Consider the following 15,848-nt stretch of genomic DNA (forward strand, 5'->3'; position numbering starts at 1 on the left):
GGACCACCCGCGAACTACCGGAAACCTTTTCGTCCATATGGTAATTTATATGCCACGAATTGGACACAGTAAAAAGGAGTCGATGACGGAAAATATAATAGGTGGAATTCACCATATACGTGCATAGCATGGGTTACTACACACGTCGTATCGCACAGGCGGTAATAACGCTGATCGCCGGGACGTTCATCACGTACGCGTTATACCGGATGATGCCCGGGAGCCCCCTTGATTCGATCATGGCGGACCTCATTCAACAGCGGATCGGACAGGGGCGGCCGCCGGATCCATCGGAGATCGCCGCGCAGGCCGAACGGATGACGGGAATCAATCCCGATTCGGGGATCATCGAAGGGTTCCTCGGGTACACCTCCGACATCGTCCTGAACCAGAACTTCGGGGAGTCTATCTACTACAACCAGCCGGTCTTTGACATCCTCTTCCGGGCGATGCCGTGGTCGGTGTTCATCAGCGTCTACGGCCTCCTGCTCGGATACACAGCCACTATCGTCATCGGTGCGGTCATGGCGTGGTACGAGGGAACCAAGATCGACTCGGGACTCGTCGCGTACGTCCTGGCGATGAACTCGATTCCCTACTACGTCGTCGCGGTCGTGATGCTCGTCTTCCTGGGGTACCAGTGGGAACTTCTCCCGAAAGGTGGGAAATACCCGCCGACTGCCGAACCAGGGTTCAACGTGGAGTTCATGATCGGACTGGTCCGGTACGGTGCGATGCCCATCCTCTCTAGTTTCGTGGTCGGCTTCGCATCCGGGTCGCTCAACATGCGGGGGAACGCGGTCCGGGTCATGGGGTCGGACTTCATCCGGTCGGCGAAGATCCGGGGGATCAGCGTCAACCGGATCCTGACGCGGTATCTCACGCGGAACGCCATCCTGCCGATCTACACCGGCATGATGATGGGGATCGCGAGACTGTTCAGTTCGAACGTCATCACCGAACGGATCTTCCAGTACATCGGGCTGGGATACTACACGTTCGAGGCGCTGGAACGACAGGACTACCCGCTGATGATGGGGGCGTTCCTGTTTTTCACGTTCATCACCATCCTCGGGATCCTGTTTGCCGACCTGACGTACGGGCTGATCGACCCACGAGCAGGAACCGGTTCCACACGGGAGAGTTTCTAACATGACTGACAACGAAACGGAGATGCGGACGGACGGTGGGACGGCAGAAGAGATGATCTTCGGGACGGGCGAGGATCTAGAGGCGGCCCGGATGTCGACCCGGGAGCGTCTCAGACGGTTTGTCGACCGGTACATCCTCGCTCCGCTCCGGATCGGGTGGAGTGACTGGCGGACCCGCGTCGGCGGGCTCGGCATCCTGTTTTACATCCTGATGGGGACGGTCGGTGTCGTGCTCGTCAAAGAGCCAGAACTCAACGAGGGGCCGCGGAAGCTGCCCGCGTTCATCGACTGGTCGGTGCCGCTGGGGACCAACTCCAACGGTGAGGGGATATTCGGCCTCATCGTCCACGCGACGCCCGCAATGTTGAAGATGGCGACGGGTGGTGCACTCACGACAGTACTGGCCGGCGTCATCATCGGTTTCATCGGCGGGTACAAAGGCGGCATCGTCGATCGGATCATGATGACCATCACCGACATCCAGGCCGTCCTGCCCGGCCTGCCGCTGATCATCGTGCTGTCGGGAATCTTCGCAGATTCGATGCGGGACCCCTTCGTCGTGGGGGTCGTCCTCGCCATCGACACCTGGCCCGGACTGGCGCGTGCGATCCGGTCACAGGTGCTGACGCTGCGTGAGGAGGATTACGTCGAGGCAGGCCGGTCACTGGGGCTTTCCTCGTCGACGATCATCAGACAGGACCTGTTCCCGCAACTCGCCCCATACATTCTGGTGAATATGGCGGGCGCAGCGACACGGGTCCTCAAGGCCTCGGTCGCGCTGTATTTCCTGAGTATCCTTCCGGTCTCGACGCTCAACTGGGGCGTCATCATGAACAATGCCTACGACCAGGGACAGGCAGTCTCACAGATCGGGGCCGCGGGCCACTGGTTGTTCTTCCCCGCCGTTGCCCTCTCGGGGATGACGTTCGTGTTCGTGCTGTTCGCACAGGGGCTCGACCGGGTGTTCAACCCGCGACTCCGTGCCCGCCACGCACAGACCACGCCAGACGAGGATGACGAGCCACAGGCCAGCGGTGAGGTGATGTAGGTGCTGGAAATACCGGCACACACGATCGAGCGAATGGTACTGGAGCAGCCCAACGAGAGCCGGAGGTGCTAAGCATGGCAACCGAAGAACAGACGCAGTACGGACGGCAGGCATCGGCCGGGGATATCATCCTCGAGGTCGAGGACGCGACCGTGCGCTTCGACCTGGAACGCGGACAGTCGACAGTGCTGGATCACGCCAGCCTCGACATCCGCCGCAACGAGATCATCGGCATCGTCGGCGAGAGTGGCAGCGGCAAATCGATGTTCGCCGCCTCGCTGCTCGACGTCGTCGAGGATCCCGGGCTGTTGACCGGGGACATTACCTACTACCCGGAGAACCCGGAGACGCTCCCGCGGGGGATCACCACCGACGCGAACGGCGCGGTCGACATCCTCGAGTTGAACGACGAGCAGAAACGGCGCTACCGGTGGGAGGAGGCCGCGATGGTCTTCCAGGGCGCGATGAGTTCGTTCAACCCCACGATGAAGATCGGGGACCACTTCAAGGAGACTATCCGCGCACACGACGCCGATTTGGACGAGCGAATGACCCACGCCCGGGACCTCTTCGATGCCTTGCACCTCGATGCGGATCGGGTGCTTGGCGCCTATCCACACGAACTCTCGGGTGGGATGAAACAGCGGGCGCTGATCGCGCTCAGCCTCGTCCTCGAACCGGAAATGCTGGTGATGGACGAGCCGACCGCGGCCCTGGACATGCTGATGCAGCGGTCGATCATCGCAATGTTGCGGGAACTCCAGGAGGAGTTCGAGCTGACGATCCTGTTTATCACCCACGACCTGCCGCTGGTGGCCGGACTTGCCGATCGACTCGCCGTGCTGTACGCCTTCGAGTTCGTCGAGGTCGGCACGGCGTATAAGGTCCTCAAGAACGCCTCTCATCCCTACACGAGGGCGCTGCTCAGATCGCTGCCGAGCATCGACTCGGTCGTCGAGGAGATGCAACCGATCGAGGGGTCGGCCCCCGACCCGGTGAGTATCCCGTCGGGGTGTCGATATCACCCGCGGTGTCCGATCGCCGACGAGCAGTGTACGGTCGAGGACCCGGAGCTGATGGACGTCGAGGACGAACAGGTAGCTGCGTGCTTCTATCCGGAGGAGTCACGGGAAACGATCACGTACAATCTACACGCAGGCGTCTTAGAGGAGGATATGTAACATGAGCGAAACTGAATCAGACGAACCACTGCTCTCGATGGACGACGTCGAGGTCCATTTCAAGCCCGGCGGCATCATCCGGAGCGCACTCTCCGAGGAGATCGTTCGAGCCGTCGACGGCATCTCCCTGGACATCGAGGAGGACGACATCATCGCGCTGGTCGGCGAAAGTGGCTGTGGAAAGACGACACTCGGCAAAGCCGCGATCGGCCTCCAGCGACCGACGGGCGGGTCAATCAAGTACCGCGGCCAGGACATCTGGGACGCGAAGGATCGGGCCGACGACGTGAAGATCCCGAAGGATACGATCCAGCAGGCGCTCCAGATCATCCATCAGGACCCCGCGAGCGCGCTCAACTCCTCGCGACGGGTGCGTGCGTCGCTGGCTGACCCACTCAAGAAGTGGCGCAAGGAGCTCGGGCCCGACGAGCGACTCGAGACGATCTATCACTACCTCGAATACGTCGGGATGACGCCGGTCGAGGACTACGCCGAACGGTTCCCCCACCAGCTGTCGGGTGGCGAACAGCAGCGGGTCGTCCTCGGGCGGGCGCTGTTGACGAATCCCGACCTCGTGCTTGCGGACGAGGCGGTCTCGGCGCTGGACGTCTCCCTGCGCGTCGAGATGATGGACCTGCTGCTCGAACTCCAGGAGATGTTCGGGACCTCCTTCGTGTTCGTCTCCCACGACCTGGCGAACGCCCGCTATCTCACGAAGAAGTCAGACGGCCGTATCGCCGTGATGTACCTCGGGGACATCGTCGAGATCGGCGGCCCCGACGAACTCATCGAGAACCCGACCCACCCCTACACGAAGGTGTTGCGGTGGTCGACGCCGCCGGCCGATCCGGACGTGGCCAGCGAGACCATGCACATGCAGCCGCCGGTTCGCCGGATCGACATTCCCGATCCGTCCGACCCGCCGGAGGGCTGTAAGTTCCACACCAGGTGTGAGCACGCTCGTGAGGTCTGCAAAAAGCAGGAACCGGACATGTACGACGCTGACGGCACCGAGACGAAGTGCTTCCGGGCGCTGGACAACCACGAGTACTGGCAAAGCGAGGAACTCACGGACCGCGAGGAACTCGGCTTCACCTCGAGCCTCGAAGACGAAGAGCCTGCGGACGACTAGAGCCCACCCGCCTTTTTTGTCGCCGTATTTGTGGACGAAAAAACAGATTTATAGCCGTCGAGTGGCCTCCTAGACAATATGGCACAACAGGCTGGCGACCCGACGCTTTCGGTGCTCTCGGATGAGTCCCAGCGCATCGACGGCCGGGACGCGCGTTCGATGAACCTGACGGCGGCCCAGGCGATGGGCGAGGCCGTTCGGACGACACTCGGCCCGATGGGAATGGACAAGATGCTCGTCGATTCGACGGGCGACACCGTCGTCACGAACGACGGCGTGACGATCTTAGACGAGATGGAAGTCGAGCACCCGGCGGCCGACATGGTCGTCGAAGTCGCCCAAAGTCAGGAGCAGGCGGTCGGTGACGGGACGACCTCGGCCGTGATCCTCACGAGCGCACTGCTCCAGGCTGCCGAGGAGCTACTCGACAACGATGTCCACCCGACAACGGTCGCCGCCGGGTTCGAGCAGGCAGGCGAGCACGTCGAGGACGTCCTCGATGACGTGGCGATGGACCTCGACGTCGACGACACGGATGTCCTCGAAGCGATCGCGTCGACGGCGATGACCGGCAAGGGGGCCGAATCCGAAAAGGACCACCTCACGTCGCTCGTCGTCGAGGCGATCCGGACGGCCGTCCGGGAGGACGGCACAGTCGATCGTGACGCGATCACGATCAAGCCCTTCGCGGGCGGCAACCTCGCGGACTCCCGGCTGGTCGAGGGCGTCACGATCGACAAGAACCCCGCCAACGACGCGATGCCGAGTGACTTCGAAGACGCCAACGTCCTCATCTACGAGGGGGCGATCGAGACACCGGAACTCGAGACGTCCACCGAGACCACCGTCTCGAATTTCGACGACGTCACGGAGTACGTCGAACGGGAGCGGGAGGCACTTCAGGAGGACGTCGATCGCGTTCTCGATACCGGTGTGGACGTGCTGTTGACCGAAGGCGGGATCGACGATCCGGCCCAGGAGCTGCTCGCCGAGGCAGGCGTCATGGCGCTGCGCCGGGTCGACGACGAGGACCGACGCCGACTCGCCGAGGCGACGGATGCCTCGCGGGTCTCCGATCTCGAAACCGCGACAGCTGCGGATCTGGGCGAGGCCGGCACGGTCGGCCAGGAGCGGATCAGGATGCCGCTGTGGCGTGGCGACGCCCGACCCGAGCGGATCACTTCCTTCACCGACGTCGACAGCGTGGCTGGAACGATCGTCCTCCGGGGTGGGACCGACCACGTCGTCGACGAGGTCGAACGTGCCCTCGAGGATAGCCTCGACGTGCTCGCGGCGGCCATCGAGGACGGCGAGATCCTTCCGGGTGCCGGGGCCGTCGAAATCGAACTCGCCCTCGCACTCGAAGACGCAGCCGACGGGATCGGTGGGCGCGAGCAACTCGCCGTCGAGGCGTTCGCCGACGCGCTCGACATTTCGCCACGGACGCTCGCGGAGAACGCCGGCCACTCCCCGATCGACGCGCTGGTCGACCTCCGGGCGCGCCACCACGATGGCGACAGCACCGCCGGGGTCGACGCCGAGACCGGTGCACTCATCGACGCAGTCGAACACGGCGTCGTCGAACCCCGTCGCGTGAAGGCAACGGCGATCGACGCCGCGATCGAGGCGGCACGGATGATTCTCCGGATCGACGACGTCGTCTCCGCCGGCGACCTCTCGACCAGCGGCGACGACGATGGCGGCGCACCCGGAATGTAGCGCCCTCAAGGAACCACTCGATGCTGTCGTCGACTTGCGGTTTCGACGCCGACCCGTGTGCGGATCGGCTGGACTCCACAAGATACAAATACCCGATTACGTATGTTTGAACTATGGTAGAGATTCGGGCACTCAATTCGGCCAGGCAGGAAGCGAGCGGGATCCAGATGGTACTGTTGGCCGTCTGGTACTGGACGAGCAGTCACGTTTCGCTGACGGTTGCCATCTTCGGGGCACTGTTCATGGTGTTCGGTGCGTTGGTCCTCCAGGGAGTCAACAACGTCCTCGCCGGCATGTTCGGCGTGTGGGGCTTTTCGTTTATCCTCCTGGGACTGTTTTTCGACATCCTCCTTCGGTTCATCGCTGCCTGGCAGAAACGGCAGGCGTCGGCCTGACGGACAGGTTCCGAAACCCCACGGATCGGTTTTCTCGGCCGCTGATTGTCGCCCAGTTCGCTGTTCGCTGAACGGTCACCACGCTTAACTCGGTCGTTTTCGTACCCCGAACGGTATGACCGGCCACCCGGGACCGACCGAACAGTACCGACGGATCCGCCGGCTCGAAACGGGTTGGCGATTCCACCAGGGCGAGATCGACGGGGCGGCCGCCCCCGATTTCGACGACGCCGAGTGGCGATCCGTCGACGTGCCACACGACTGGAGCATCGAGGGGCCCTTCGACCCGGACAACCCGGCTGGATCGGCCGGGGCGTTTCTGCCCGGGGGCGTCGGGTGGTACCGTCGCTCGCTCCCGAGCGACGTCGAGGGCGAGACCGTCTACCTCCGCTTTGACGGCATCTATCGAGACAGCGACGTCTATCTCAATGGCGAGCACGTCGGCAACCGGCCGAACGGATACACGAGTTTCAATCACGACGTCAGCGGGGTCGAGAGTAGCGAGACACTCGCCGTCCGGGTCGACAATACCGACCTCCCGAACTGCCGGTGGTACTCCGGCTCGGGCATTTACCGGCACGTCCACCTGATCGAGACCGCACCACTCCACGTGGTCCCCTGGGGCACAGACGTCCGCACGCCGGCCGTGACGGAGCGTCGTGCGCGAGTGGACGTCCACACCACGGTCGCCAACGACGCCGAGGAGGCGGCCGTCTGTACGCTCTCGACGACGGTCTACGACCCGTCGGGCAAGGTCGTCGCCGAGGCCGCGACCGAGCAGCGACTCGCCGCCGGACAGCAACACACGTTCGAGCAGGAACTCGCCGTCGCGGATCCCGAGTTGTGGTCGCCGGAGACGCCCGAACGGTATCACGTCCGAAGTGTCGTCCACCGCCAGGACCCGGACGGGACAGCGGAGACGGCGGGCGAACCGGTCGACGACTACGTGACGCCCTTCGGAATCCGGACAGTCACGTTCTCGGCCGACGAGGGGTTGTTGCTCAACGGCGAGTCGATGACCCTCAAGGGAGTCAACCTCCATCACACTGCGGGCGCGCTCGGGGCCGCCGTGCCCGAGCGCGCGCTCGAACGCCGACTCGAAACCCTCGCCGAGATGGGAGCGAACGCCATCCGGACCGCCCACAATCCGCCCCAGCCCGAACTCCTGGATCTCTGTGACCGCATGGGCTTTCTGGTCATCGACGAAGCGTTCGACAAGTGGCGTCACGAGAAGACCGGGAAATTCTTCGAGGAGTGGTGGCGCGAGGACCTCGAAGCGATGATCCGCCGGGACCGCAACCACCCGTCGGTGATCGCCTGGAGCGTCGGCAACGAAAGCTACGACCACGGCGACCCGGAGATGCTCGACGATCTGGAAATGCTGGTCGAGGCAGCCAACGACCTCGATCCGACGCGGCCGGCGACCTACGGCAGCCCGGCCTGGGGCGACGGGCGCGAGGGGATCCTCGAGAACGCCGAAGCGGTCGCCGAGCGGGTCGATCTCTTCTCGGGCAACTACATGGAACACCACTACGACGACCTCCGCGAGCGGGGCGTCGACGCGCCGATCGTCGGTTCGGAGTGCCGGCCGTTCTTCCGTGGGTCGGGCGACGATCCGCTGGCGTTCGTCCCGGAGAATCCGTGGTTCGACGTCGCCGAGCGCGACGATGTCGTCGGGCAGTTCATCTGGAGCGGCTTCGACTATCTCGGAGAGGCGCGCGAGTGGCCGAGCAAGGGCTGGCCGACCGGCTTGATCGACACCTGTGGCGTCCCCAAGCCGCCCGCGGCCTTCCACCGAAGTGTCTGGAGTGACGAGCCGATGGTCGAGATCGCCGCCTTCGATCCAGACCGGGAGCGCGCGCCGGCCCGCCCGGCCTGGTCGTGGCCGGCCCTCTCGGCGCACTGGACGTTCCCCGACCGCGAGGACTCCCGCGGGTTCGTCCACGTGGTGACGTTCACCAACGCCGAGACGGTGACGCTCTATCAGAACGACGAGCGCCTCGGCGTCCAGCACCTCGCGGACAACCCCGACCACATGATCGAGTGGTACGTCCCCTACGAGCCGGGGACGCTTCGGGCCGTCGCCGAGACCGACGGCGAGGTCGTCGCGACCCACGAGCTCCAGACGGCCGGCGAGCCCGCGCGGGTCGACCTCGATCCCGACCGCGAGGCTATCACGGCTGACGGGCAAGATCTGGTGTACGTCGACGCCCGAATCGTCGACGACGAGGGGGTCGTCGTGCCGCGGGCCGACCACGAGATCGAATTCTCGGTCAACGGCGCTGGCAATCTCGCCGGTGTCGACAACGGCGATCTGGCGAGCAACGAGTCCTACACCGACTCCCGGCGGTCGGCCTACCACGGAACGGCGCTGGCGATCGGCCAGGCCGGGCGTGAATCCGGCGAGGTGACGATCACGGCCGACGTCGAGGGCCTCGAGGGCGACAAGGTGACGATCCCGGTTCAGGCCCCGGAGTGAGCGTCTCTGTCTTCCGGACCGATCCGAATCCGTTCGGTCCGTCCATATTGATTGCGTGGTATTGTGTATATCGCAAAATATAATTGCGCTGTAGCTGCTAGCGAAGGTACGATGTCAATACTCGACGACGACGATAGATCGGAAGTCTCGGAGCTACTCGAAGACATGGACGAGCCGATCGACATCCACGTCTTCACCCAAGAGGATTGTGAGTACTGTGAAGAGACGGTGGCACTGGTCGAGGACGTTGTCGATCTCAGTGACGCGGTCGAGATGGGCGTCCACGACATGGACGACCCGCTGGCGAGCGACCTCGGCGCTGATCGCTACGAGGGCGGCCCCGTGACGGTCATCACCCGTGAGGATATCGATGGCGTCCGGTACTTCGGGATCCCCTCGGGTCAGGAGTTCAGTTCGTTCCTCCAGGACATGATCACGGTCTCGACCGGCGAGCCGGATATCGACGAGAGCGTCCTCGAAGAGATCGCCGAAATCGACGACCCGGTCGAGATCACCGTCTTCGTGACGCCGACCTGCCCGCATTGCCCGAAGGCAGTCCAGACGGCGCACAACTTCGCCGTGGCCAACGAGAACATCACGGCCAACTCCGTCGAGTCCCAGGAGTTCATGGAGCTCTCCGAAGAGTTCGGCGTCCGGGGCGTCCCTCAGATCAACGTCAACGGGACCGACGGCGAGTTCACGGGTGCGCTCCCGCCCCAGCAGTTCCTCCAGGAAGTCAAGGGAGCCCTCTAGGCCGCCCAACCAACAGCCGGTCGACCGATCGAACCCCTTAATCCCCCTGCCGGCCTATCTTCGGGTGGCAGCGGGAGCCCGGCTCCCGTGCCCGGGACGTGCGTTCCGACCTCGTCGGAACGCTGCTTACGGGCATGAGGAAAGTCCCCCCACCGTCCGGGCAGGCGACCGGGCGCAAGCCCGGGGCGGGAGACCGCCGGCGCTGGAACAGAAACGAGACCACTCGCCCCGACCGATGAGGTGTGTGACCCCTGAGTGACAAAGTGCGGTCGATCCCCGCCGCAAGGCGGCCGGTCGGCCGGGCGAACAAACGACGGGAAGCCCAACCCACCGAGGGCGCGTCGCGACGTGGAACCCTACGGGCCCCACGCTCGCGACGAACTGGGCGCGCCATCCGGCGCGTCGACGGGCGAGAACGGATGGAACGGCGAATCCTCGCCGGTGCAAGTCCGCGTGACTGGTAGCCCGGACACGACGCGGACGCGTAGCCGAATGCCGACAACAGAAGGGGGCTTACTCCCCGCAGCCACCGTTTCTACCTCGTGAGTGTCCACGCTGACCTGCGAGGATTGCTTCCGTGACCCACTCGTTTATCCGAGAGCCACCGCTACGGTCGCGTATGCCCGAAACACTCGAAGTCGCCTGCGAGAACGACGATTGCGAACTCGACATGGTCGAACTCCACTACACCTACGACATGCCTGAGGACGTCACCGTCGCGGACTTCCAATGTCCCTACTGCGGGGAGACGGAACCACTCCGCAAGATTGAGGTCTGACGGCGAAAACGAGCGGTCACCGTCTGTGTGTCGCTCGCCGCTCAGAGATCCTCGATCGCCGCCGCGATCGCGTCGTAGTCCGGGAACTCCGGCCATTCCGCCGCGACCCACGCGTATTCGACAGTCCGGTCTCCGTCGATGAGGAACGCGGCCGGTCGGGGCTCGCTGACGCCCGCCATTCCGTCGAGATCGTGGACGATGCCGTAGGTCTCGGCAACACCATTCTGTGGGTCGCTGAACAGCCGATAGGGCAGGGCCGCCTCCGCGATGAAGTCCTTGTGCTCGTAGGGCGAGGAGATCGAGAGCCCGACGACGGTCAGGTCGTCGTCGCTGCCCCACCCGCGGTCGGTGATCTCGTTCCAGATGTACGTCGCCGGGAAACTCCCGTCCATCGGGAAGAAGACGAGCAGGACGGGACCGTCGGCCGTGAGATCAGACAGCGCGACGTCCTCCCAGTACTCGTCGGTGACCAGCGGGCGCTCGAAGTCCGGGGCCGCTTCGCCGGGCTGGGGATGCTCGGCCGGGCCGAGGTCGACGACGTCGAAGGGCAACTCCATGTCAGGCCTCCCCGTAGGTCCGATCGAGGTACTGGACGATGCGCTCGCTCTCGCTCATGGTCACACCGGTGCGTTCGTCGATGATAACCGGGACCGCACGCTGGCCGCTGACCCGCTTGACGGCGTTGCGCTCGGAGTGCAGCGGTTCGACGAAGCGTGATTGATAGTCCAGGTCGTATTCCGAGAGCGTCCGCGCAACGCGCTCACAGAACGGACAGGCCTGGAGTCGGTACAGGGTGATGGTCGCGTCGCCTTCCTCGGACGCGTCGGTTGTGGACTCGCTCATGGGGATCTGATTCCACTTGGAGCGAACGACGGGTAAACACTGTGCTGGCTGCAGTTTTCGAGGACGGTACGAAACGCCGCCATCAACCGGGTGGTGTTTTATTAAACAGGTCGCGGTTGCGAACAGCCAGAAAGGGGCGAGTGGCTCCGGGAAGACGGCCGACGCTAGGCGCGAGGCGGCAGAGCCGCCTCGGCCCGTGCGAACGGGCGCTGCGCGCCCGTGAGCAGACACCGCAACGCAGTGAGGAGCGTGGTTCGAGACGGACTTCGTCCGTCTCGTCATCCCGGAAATCTTCGATTTTCGCAGGCCGCCAGGATCCGGCTGGAAAGCCAGCAGAAACACACTCTTTGCTCGGTGCTTATCTGAACACTGCCGTGCAGTGGGCACAAGCACTTATACCCGACTTGTCGCCTCCGGAAGAGACGATTCAACCGTTCGACGATACCCGCACCGTCGTTGCTCGTGCCGGTGTCTTTCGTTCCTGATTGTTTGTAGCTGATTTACTGATCGGAATCCTTATCCGTATTATTGGGTAGTATTTGGATGAATACACAAGACTATGAGCGCATCGACGACACGGACCGGACGGACGGAGTCGCGGCTGGCCGGTATCCCGGAGTACTTTGGACCGCAGTGGTTCGGTTCGACGATGGGGACCGGTGCCTTGGGTGTGGCCCTGGCGCTGGTCGCTGCCGAGTACTCGCTCGGGCCGGTCGCCACGCTTGCACAGTTTTTCGTCGTGTTGACGGCCATTCTGACGGTCGTCTTCACCATCCCCTGGGTACTCCGAATCGTGACCCACCCGGATCAGGTCCGGACGGATCTGTCACATCCGATCCGGAGTCAGTTCTTCCCGACGATGCCGATTACGCTGATCGTTCTCGGTGTTGGCATTGCTCGGACGATGCAGGGTGTTCTTCCGGCCCCTGTTCTCGAATCAGTGCTGGTCGGGCTGTTCGCGACTGGCAGTATCGGTATCTTCGGGTTCGGACTCCTGTTGGTCACGATCATGTTTGCCAATGATAATATCGGCTCCCACCACGGTGTGTTCGCGTGGTATATCCCCCCAGTTTCGCATCTCGTGATCCCGCTGTTGGGGTTCTGGCTGGTCGAAAACTACTACGCCGGGAGTGCACTCGGCCAGTTCATCTTCGTCGTCTCATTGATGGCGCTCGGCGTCGGGAGCTTCATGTTCATTTTCTTCGGCTCGATCATCCTCCATCGCTACGCCTACGAGTCGTTGCCGGAGGAGAAACTCGCGCCGACGTTCGTGATCGGGCTCGCGCCGACGGCCGTCCTGGTCATTGCCATCGGACGGTTCATCCGTGCCCTCCAGGCGGGCGTCGGATTCGACCTCGCCGTCGAGCCCATCGTCGCGAGCATGAAACTGCTCGCGATCGTTCTCTGGGGCTTTTCAGCCTGGTGGTTCCTGTTGACGGTTGCGGTCCTGGCATATTACGTCAGCCGTCGCGATCATCCGTTTTTCTTCACCTGGTGGGCCTACACGTTCCCGACTGGTGCCTTTGCGATCTCGGCGGGTGTGATGGGCCACCTCCTTGAGGTTGCGGCCTTTGAAGCGATCCTGGCCGGTGTCACCGGGCTGCTCGTGATCGTCTGGACCGTCACGGCCCTTTTCACCACCCGGATGATCCTCCGTGGGCACGCCTTCACACCGGAGTGACATCCTTCGTGCCCGCCATAACGATCAACCGAACAGCAGCATCGACGCGAGCAAGGAGAGCAAGCTCACGACGAGCAGCGACGAGAAGACGACCAACACAGGTTTGATCCCGACCGACCGCATCTTCCGGAGGTCGATCTCCATCCCGAGACCGACGAACGCCACGAGGAACAACCCCTGGTAGCCCGACGTGAGGAGTGCAACGTCGTCCGAAGAAAGCAACCCGAGACTCGCGATTCCTGCCATCGCGAGAAAGCCGATGACGAACTTGGGAAACTCCTCCCAGAGATATCGCCAACTGGCACCGCCGGCCTGTCCGGTATCGCGTTGTCGGGCATAATACACCGCATAGAGGACGGCGACGACCCCGATGAAGACGTTCCGGCCGAGTTTCGTCACGGTGGCCCACTCTCCGGCCTGTGGCGAATAGGCGAAACCGGCTGCGACGACGGGCCCCGTCGAAACCATACTGACTCCGGCCCAGGTGCCAAAGACGATGTCCGGTAACTCGAGGCGGCGACCGATGATCGGATAGACCGCCAGCGTGGCGGCATCGAACAGCAGAATCGTCGCGACGGCGTAGGCGATCTGCTCGCTTTTCGCGCGGACGCTACCGGAGACGGCGACGATGGCTGAAACCCCACACACGGCGTACCCGGCCGCCAACAGCGACCCCAACCGCTCGTTGATCCGGAAGACATTGCGTGCGATCGCCTCACCGATCACAAGGCTGATCGTCAGAAATCCGACGACGAACACCAGCAGTGCCGGCCCGACGCTGAACAGCTGTCCGATCGCGATCCGTGCGCCCATGAGGACGATACCGGTTTCCAGCCAGAGCTTGTGCGTTGCGATGCCGCTTTTCGCCCAGGCCGGCGTGCCGACCGTATTGGCGAGGAGTGCACCGAGCCCAACCGCCACGATCAATTCATTGATCGGCACGACTGTCCCCGCAAGCAACTGTGCGAGCCCACCGCCGAGTGCGAGCAACACTATGCCGGGAATCACCCGAGCGACTGGTCGTCTCATCGTCTACTACACATTGTGTTCACTCTATTATGTTACAAGTCGGCTAGAAAACGATGACAAAAGTGACGACAACCATACCCAATAAAACGGCTTTCCAGCCCCGTTCAAGCGATTTCCACCCTCTGCTGAGTTGGCCGAACTGTGGACGCCGGACAAAATCGGATTCACTCATGCTGACAACAGCCTATAGAAGCGTCATAGATACCGGAAATATTTATATAATTGGTTCGGCAAACCCTGCTAAAAATACTGATAAATCGGCTTCGTCACGCCGGAACGACACGCCGAAACGGCGGCGGCCGGACCCGTCTTCGGGAACGTCGAGAACTGGTTCGACGGGGCTGAGTAGAGTGCGTCGCGCTGGAGATGCCTGCGAGGCTACTGCTCGGAGAGGGTAAACCACCAGTCGTACTGCTCGTAGCCCTCGTCGCCGGCCTCGCTCTCGCGCTGTTCGACTGCCTCCCGACTCCCTGGCGGCGGCAGGAGGACGCGATCGCCGAAGCGCTCGTTCTCGGGCCAGTTTGCCGGCGTAGCCACGCCCTCGTCGTCGCTCTTCTGGAGGGCGTCCAGCGACCGCAAGATCTCGTCGATGTTGCGGCCGATCTCCTCGGGGTAGTACAGCACCTGTCGGACGATGCCTTCCGGATCGACGATGAAGACGGCCCGGACCGTACTCGTGCCGGCATCGGACTGGATCATACCGAGTTGTTCGCCGACCCGGCCGCTCTCGTCGGCGATGATCGGGAAGCCGATCTCGACACCGATCTCGTCTTCGATCCAGTCGACCCACTTGAGGTGGGAGTGGACGCGATCGACCGAGAGGCCGATCAGATTGGCATCGCGTTGCTCGAACTCCTCGCGTCGGTCCTCGAACGCGACAAATTCGGACGTACAGACAGGCGTGAAGTCGCCCGGATGGCTGAAGAGCACGACCCACTCGCCCGCGTAATCGTCAGGGAGGTCGATCTCCCCGTGCGTCGTCTCGACTGCGAGGTGGGGGAACTCATCGCCAATCAACGGGATACCGCTCGCGTCGTCTGTCTCGGATTCCATTGCATTATCTTGTACTGGCTTCACAATATTAAAAACTTCGCTTCGCTTTCAGAAGGATATTTTGCTGAAGTACAAATCATTGCTTACTACCTGTCGAATTCGCCATCTCGATTGTGGCTCCCCGGACGATGGAGGCGGCGACCATCGTGGCGAACAACACCAAGGCGAATCGCCACCCGGAGTATGTGAGGAACGCAGGCAACACTGGGAGTTCGATCGCACGGTTGTACCGGAAGACGGCGATCACTTCGTCCGAGAGACCACGGTCGCGCAGGTCGGCGAGAAGCGCATTCCAGGCGTAGGCGGGGCCGTGGCTGCGTGTTCCAGCTACGGTCGCGACGAGATAGCCGGTCGGCCGTGTGCCGACTCGACAGCCACGGCGATCGAATCGCGGGCGAGCAAGACGTGGCTGAGCGCGAGCGCAACCCGGATGACCACGAGAACAGGGGCGATTCGACCCAGGGTGGTACCACTTTTCGCGAGGGCCGCGCTCGGAAGGACTCTTCGACGCACGTCGCCCGGCCGCACGGAGCTGGTTGGCCCAGGTCCCGTCGCTCATCGTCTGGCCTCGCTCTTACCCCGCTGCTCGTCCGTCCAGTGGGCGGT

15 protein-coding genes and 1 other RNA gene are annotated in these 15,848 nt (G+C 63.1%); 11 read left to right on the forward strand and 5 right to left on the reverse strand.

The window, feature by feature from the left end:
* Positions 1 to 128: 128 nt before the first annotated feature.
* The 10 genes from SVXhr_RS12255 to SVXhr_RS12300 all read left to right on the forward strand — a co-directional run bounded on the left by SVXhr_RS12255 (position 129) and on the right by SVXhr_RS12300 (position 10,636).
* On the forward strand, positions 129 to 1,151 hold the full coding sequence (locus SVXhr_RS12255) for an ABC transporter permease (RefSeq protein ID WP_275737479.1): 1,023 nt from the start codon (positions 129 to 131) through the stop codon (positions 1,149 to 1,151).
* A 1-nt stretch (position 1,152) separates the two neighbouring features.
* Complete coding sequence (locus SVXhr_RS12260; protein WP_275737480.1) at positions 1,153 to 2,199, forward strand: ABC transporter permease; 1,047 nt, start codon at positions 1,153 to 1,155, stop codon at positions 2,197 to 2,199.
* Positions 2,200 to 2,273: 74 nt separating this feature from the next.
* Positions 2,274 to 3,380 carry an ABC transporter ATP-binding protein gene (locus tag SVXhr_RS12265; RefSeq protein WP_275737481.1) on the forward strand — a complete coding sequence of 369 codons (1,107 nt, stop codon included), beginning with the start codon at positions 2,274 to 2,276 and terminating at the stop codon, positions 3,378 to 3,380.
* A gap of 1 nt (position 3,381) precedes the next feature.
* Positions 3,382 to 4,512 (forward strand): ABC transporter ATP-binding protein, encoded by a 1,131-nt coding sequence (locus tag SVXhr_RS12270; RefSeq protein WP_275737482.1) that lies wholly within the window; start codon positions 3,382 to 3,384, stop codon positions 4,510 to 4,512.
* A 78-nt stretch (positions 4,513 to 4,590) separates the two neighbouring features.
* Positions 4,591 to 6,231, forward strand: coding sequence for a thermosome subunit alpha (gene thsA, locus SVXhr_RS12275; RefSeq protein ID WP_275737483.1), 1,641 nt, complete (start codon positions 4,591 to 4,593; stop codon positions 6,229 to 6,231).
* Positions 6,232 to 6,344: 113 nt separating this feature from the next.
* Complete coding sequence (locus SVXhr_RS12280) at positions 6,345 to 6,626, forward strand: hypothetical protein (RefSeq protein ID WP_275737484.1); 282 nt, start codon at positions 6,345 to 6,347, stop codon at positions 6,624 to 6,626.
* 115 nt (positions 6,627 to 6,741) lie between these two features.
* Positions 6,742 to 9,105: a glycoside hydrolase family 2 TIM barrel-domain containing protein gene (locus SVXhr_RS12285; RefSeq protein WP_275737485.1), complete on the forward strand. Its 2,364-nt coding sequence runs from the start codon at positions 6,742 to 6,744 to the stop codon at positions 9,103 to 9,105.
* Between the two features lie 111 nt (positions 9,106 to 9,216).
* Positions 9,217 to 9,858 (forward strand): thioredoxin family protein, encoded by a 642-nt coding sequence (locus SVXhr_RS12290; protein WP_275737486.1) that lies wholly within the window; start codon positions 9,217 to 9,219, stop codon positions 9,856 to 9,858.
* Between the two features lie 66 nt (positions 9,859 to 9,924).
* Positions 9,925 to 10,386, forward strand: an RNA gene (gene rnpB, locus SVXhr_RS12295) — RNase P RNA component.
* A 91-nt stretch (positions 10,387 to 10,477) separates the two neighbouring features.
* A complete protein-coding gene (locus SVXhr_RS12300) occupies positions 10,478 to 10,636 on the forward strand; it encodes a hypothetical protein (protein ID WP_015789847.1) in 159 nt (52 codons plus the stop codon).
* Positions 10,637 to 10,677: 41 nt separating this feature from the next.
* Here SVXhr_RS12300 and SVXhr_RS12305 read toward each other — a convergent pair whose 3' ends face one another.
* Positions 10,678 to 11,193 (reverse strand): redoxin domain-containing protein, encoded by a 516-nt coding sequence (locus SVXhr_RS12305; RefSeq protein WP_275737487.1) that lies wholly within the window; start codon positions 11,191 to 11,193, stop codon positions 10,678 to 10,680.
* Position 11,194: 1 nt separating this feature from the next.
* Positions 11,195 to 11,479 (reverse strand): glutathione S-transferase N-terminal domain-containing protein, encoded by a 285-nt coding sequence (locus tag SVXhr_RS12310; protein ID WP_015789845.1) that lies wholly within the window; start codon positions 11,477 to 11,479, stop codon positions 11,195 to 11,197.
* A gap of 559 nt (positions 11,480 to 12,038) precedes the next feature.
* Between SVXhr_RS12310 and SVXhr_RS12315 the strand changes: the two genes are divergently transcribed.
* A complete protein-coding gene (locus SVXhr_RS12315; protein WP_275737488.1) occupies positions 12,039 to 13,160 on the forward strand; it encodes a C4-dicarboxylate transporter in 1,122 nt (373 codons plus the stop codon).
* Between the two features lie 24 nt (positions 13,161 to 13,184).
* On the opposite strand, the gene SVXhr_RS12320 is transcribed toward SVXhr_RS12315, so the two are convergent.
* From SVXhr_RS12320 to SVXhr_RS12330, 3 genes are all read right to left on the reverse strand, one after another.
* The gene (locus tag SVXhr_RS12320; RefSeq protein WP_275737489.1) at positions 13,185 to 14,189 is read right to left on the reverse strand and encodes a putative sulfate exporter family transporter; all 1,005 of its coding nucleotides are present in this window, start codon (positions 14,187 to 14,189) and stop codon (positions 13,185 to 13,187) included.
* Positions 14,190 to 14,567: 378 nt separating this feature from the next.
* Entirely contained in the window at positions 14,568 to 15,242 is a 675-nt protein-coding gene (locus tag SVXhr_RS12325; RefSeq protein ID WP_275737490.1) for a peroxiredoxin, read from the reverse strand.
* A gap of 76 nt (positions 15,243 to 15,318) precedes the next feature.
* Positions 15,319 to 15,801, reverse strand: coding sequence for a hypothetical protein (locus SVXhr_RS12330; RefSeq protein WP_275737491.1), 483 nt, complete (start codon positions 15,799 to 15,801; stop codon positions 15,319 to 15,321).
* Positions 15,802 to 15,848: the final 47 nt, after the last annotated feature.

It is taken from the genome of Halorhabdus sp. SVX81, assembly GCF_029207715.1.
Taxonomy (GTDB): Archaea; Halobacteriota; Halobacteria; order Halobacteriales; family Haloarculaceae; genus Halorhabdus.

Coding starts and splice junctions, on each gene's coding strand:
- SVXhr_RS12255 (WP_275737479.1), top strand. CDS start 129: ATGGGTTACTACACACGTCGTATCGCACAGGCGGTAATAACGCTGATC.
- SVXhr_RS12260 (WP_275737480.1), top strand. CDS start 1,153: ATGACTGACAACGAAACGGAGATGCGGACGGACGGTGGGACGGCAGAA.
- SVXhr_RS12265 (WP_275737481.1), top strand. CDS start 2,274: ATGGCAACCGAAGAACAGACGCAGTACGGACGGCAGGCATCGGCCGGG.
- SVXhr_RS12270 (WP_275737482.1), top strand. CDS start 3,382: ATGAGCGAAACTGAATCAGACGAACCACTGCTCTCGATGGACGACGTC.
- thsA (WP_275737483.1), top strand. CDS start 4,591: ATGGCACAACAGGCTGGCGACCCGACGCTTTCGGTGCTCTCGGATGAG.
- SVXhr_RS12280 (WP_275737484.1), top strand. CDS start 6,345: ATGGTAGAGATTCGGGCACTCAATTCGGCCAGGCAGGAAGCGAGCGGG.
- SVXhr_RS12285 (WP_275737485.1), top strand. CDS start 6,742: ATGACCGGCCACCCGGGACCGACCGAACAGTACCGACGGATCCGCCGG.
- SVXhr_RS12290 (WP_275737486.1), top strand. CDS start 9,217: ATGTCAATACTCGACGACGACGATAGATCGGAAGTCTCGGAGCTACTC.
- SVXhr_RS12300 (WP_015789847.1), top strand. CDS start 10,478: ATGCCCGAAACACTCGAAGTCGCCTGCGAGAACGACGATTGCGAACTC.
- SVXhr_RS12305 (WP_275737487.1), bottom strand. CDS start 11,193: ATGGAGTTGCCCTTCGACGTCGTCGACCTCGGCCCGGCCGAGCATCCC.
- SVXhr_RS12310 (WP_015789845.1), bottom strand. CDS start 11,479: ATGAGCGAGTCCACAACCGACGCGTCCGAGGAAGGCGACGCGACCATC.
- SVXhr_RS12315 (WP_275737488.1), top strand. CDS start 12,039: ATGAGCGCATCGACGACACGGACCGGACGGACGGAGTCGCGGCTGGCC.
- SVXhr_RS12320 (WP_275737489.1), bottom strand. CDS start 14,189: ATGAGACGACCAGTCGCTCGGGTGATTCCCGGCATAGTGTTGCTCGCA.
- SVXhr_RS12325 (WP_275737490.1), bottom strand. CDS start 15,242: ATGGAATCCGAGACAGACGACGCGAGCGGTATCCCGTTGATTGGCGAT.
- SVXhr_RS12330 (WP_275737491.1), bottom strand. CDS start 15,801: ATGAGCGACGGGACCTGGGCCAACCAGCTCCGTGCGGCCGGGCGACGT.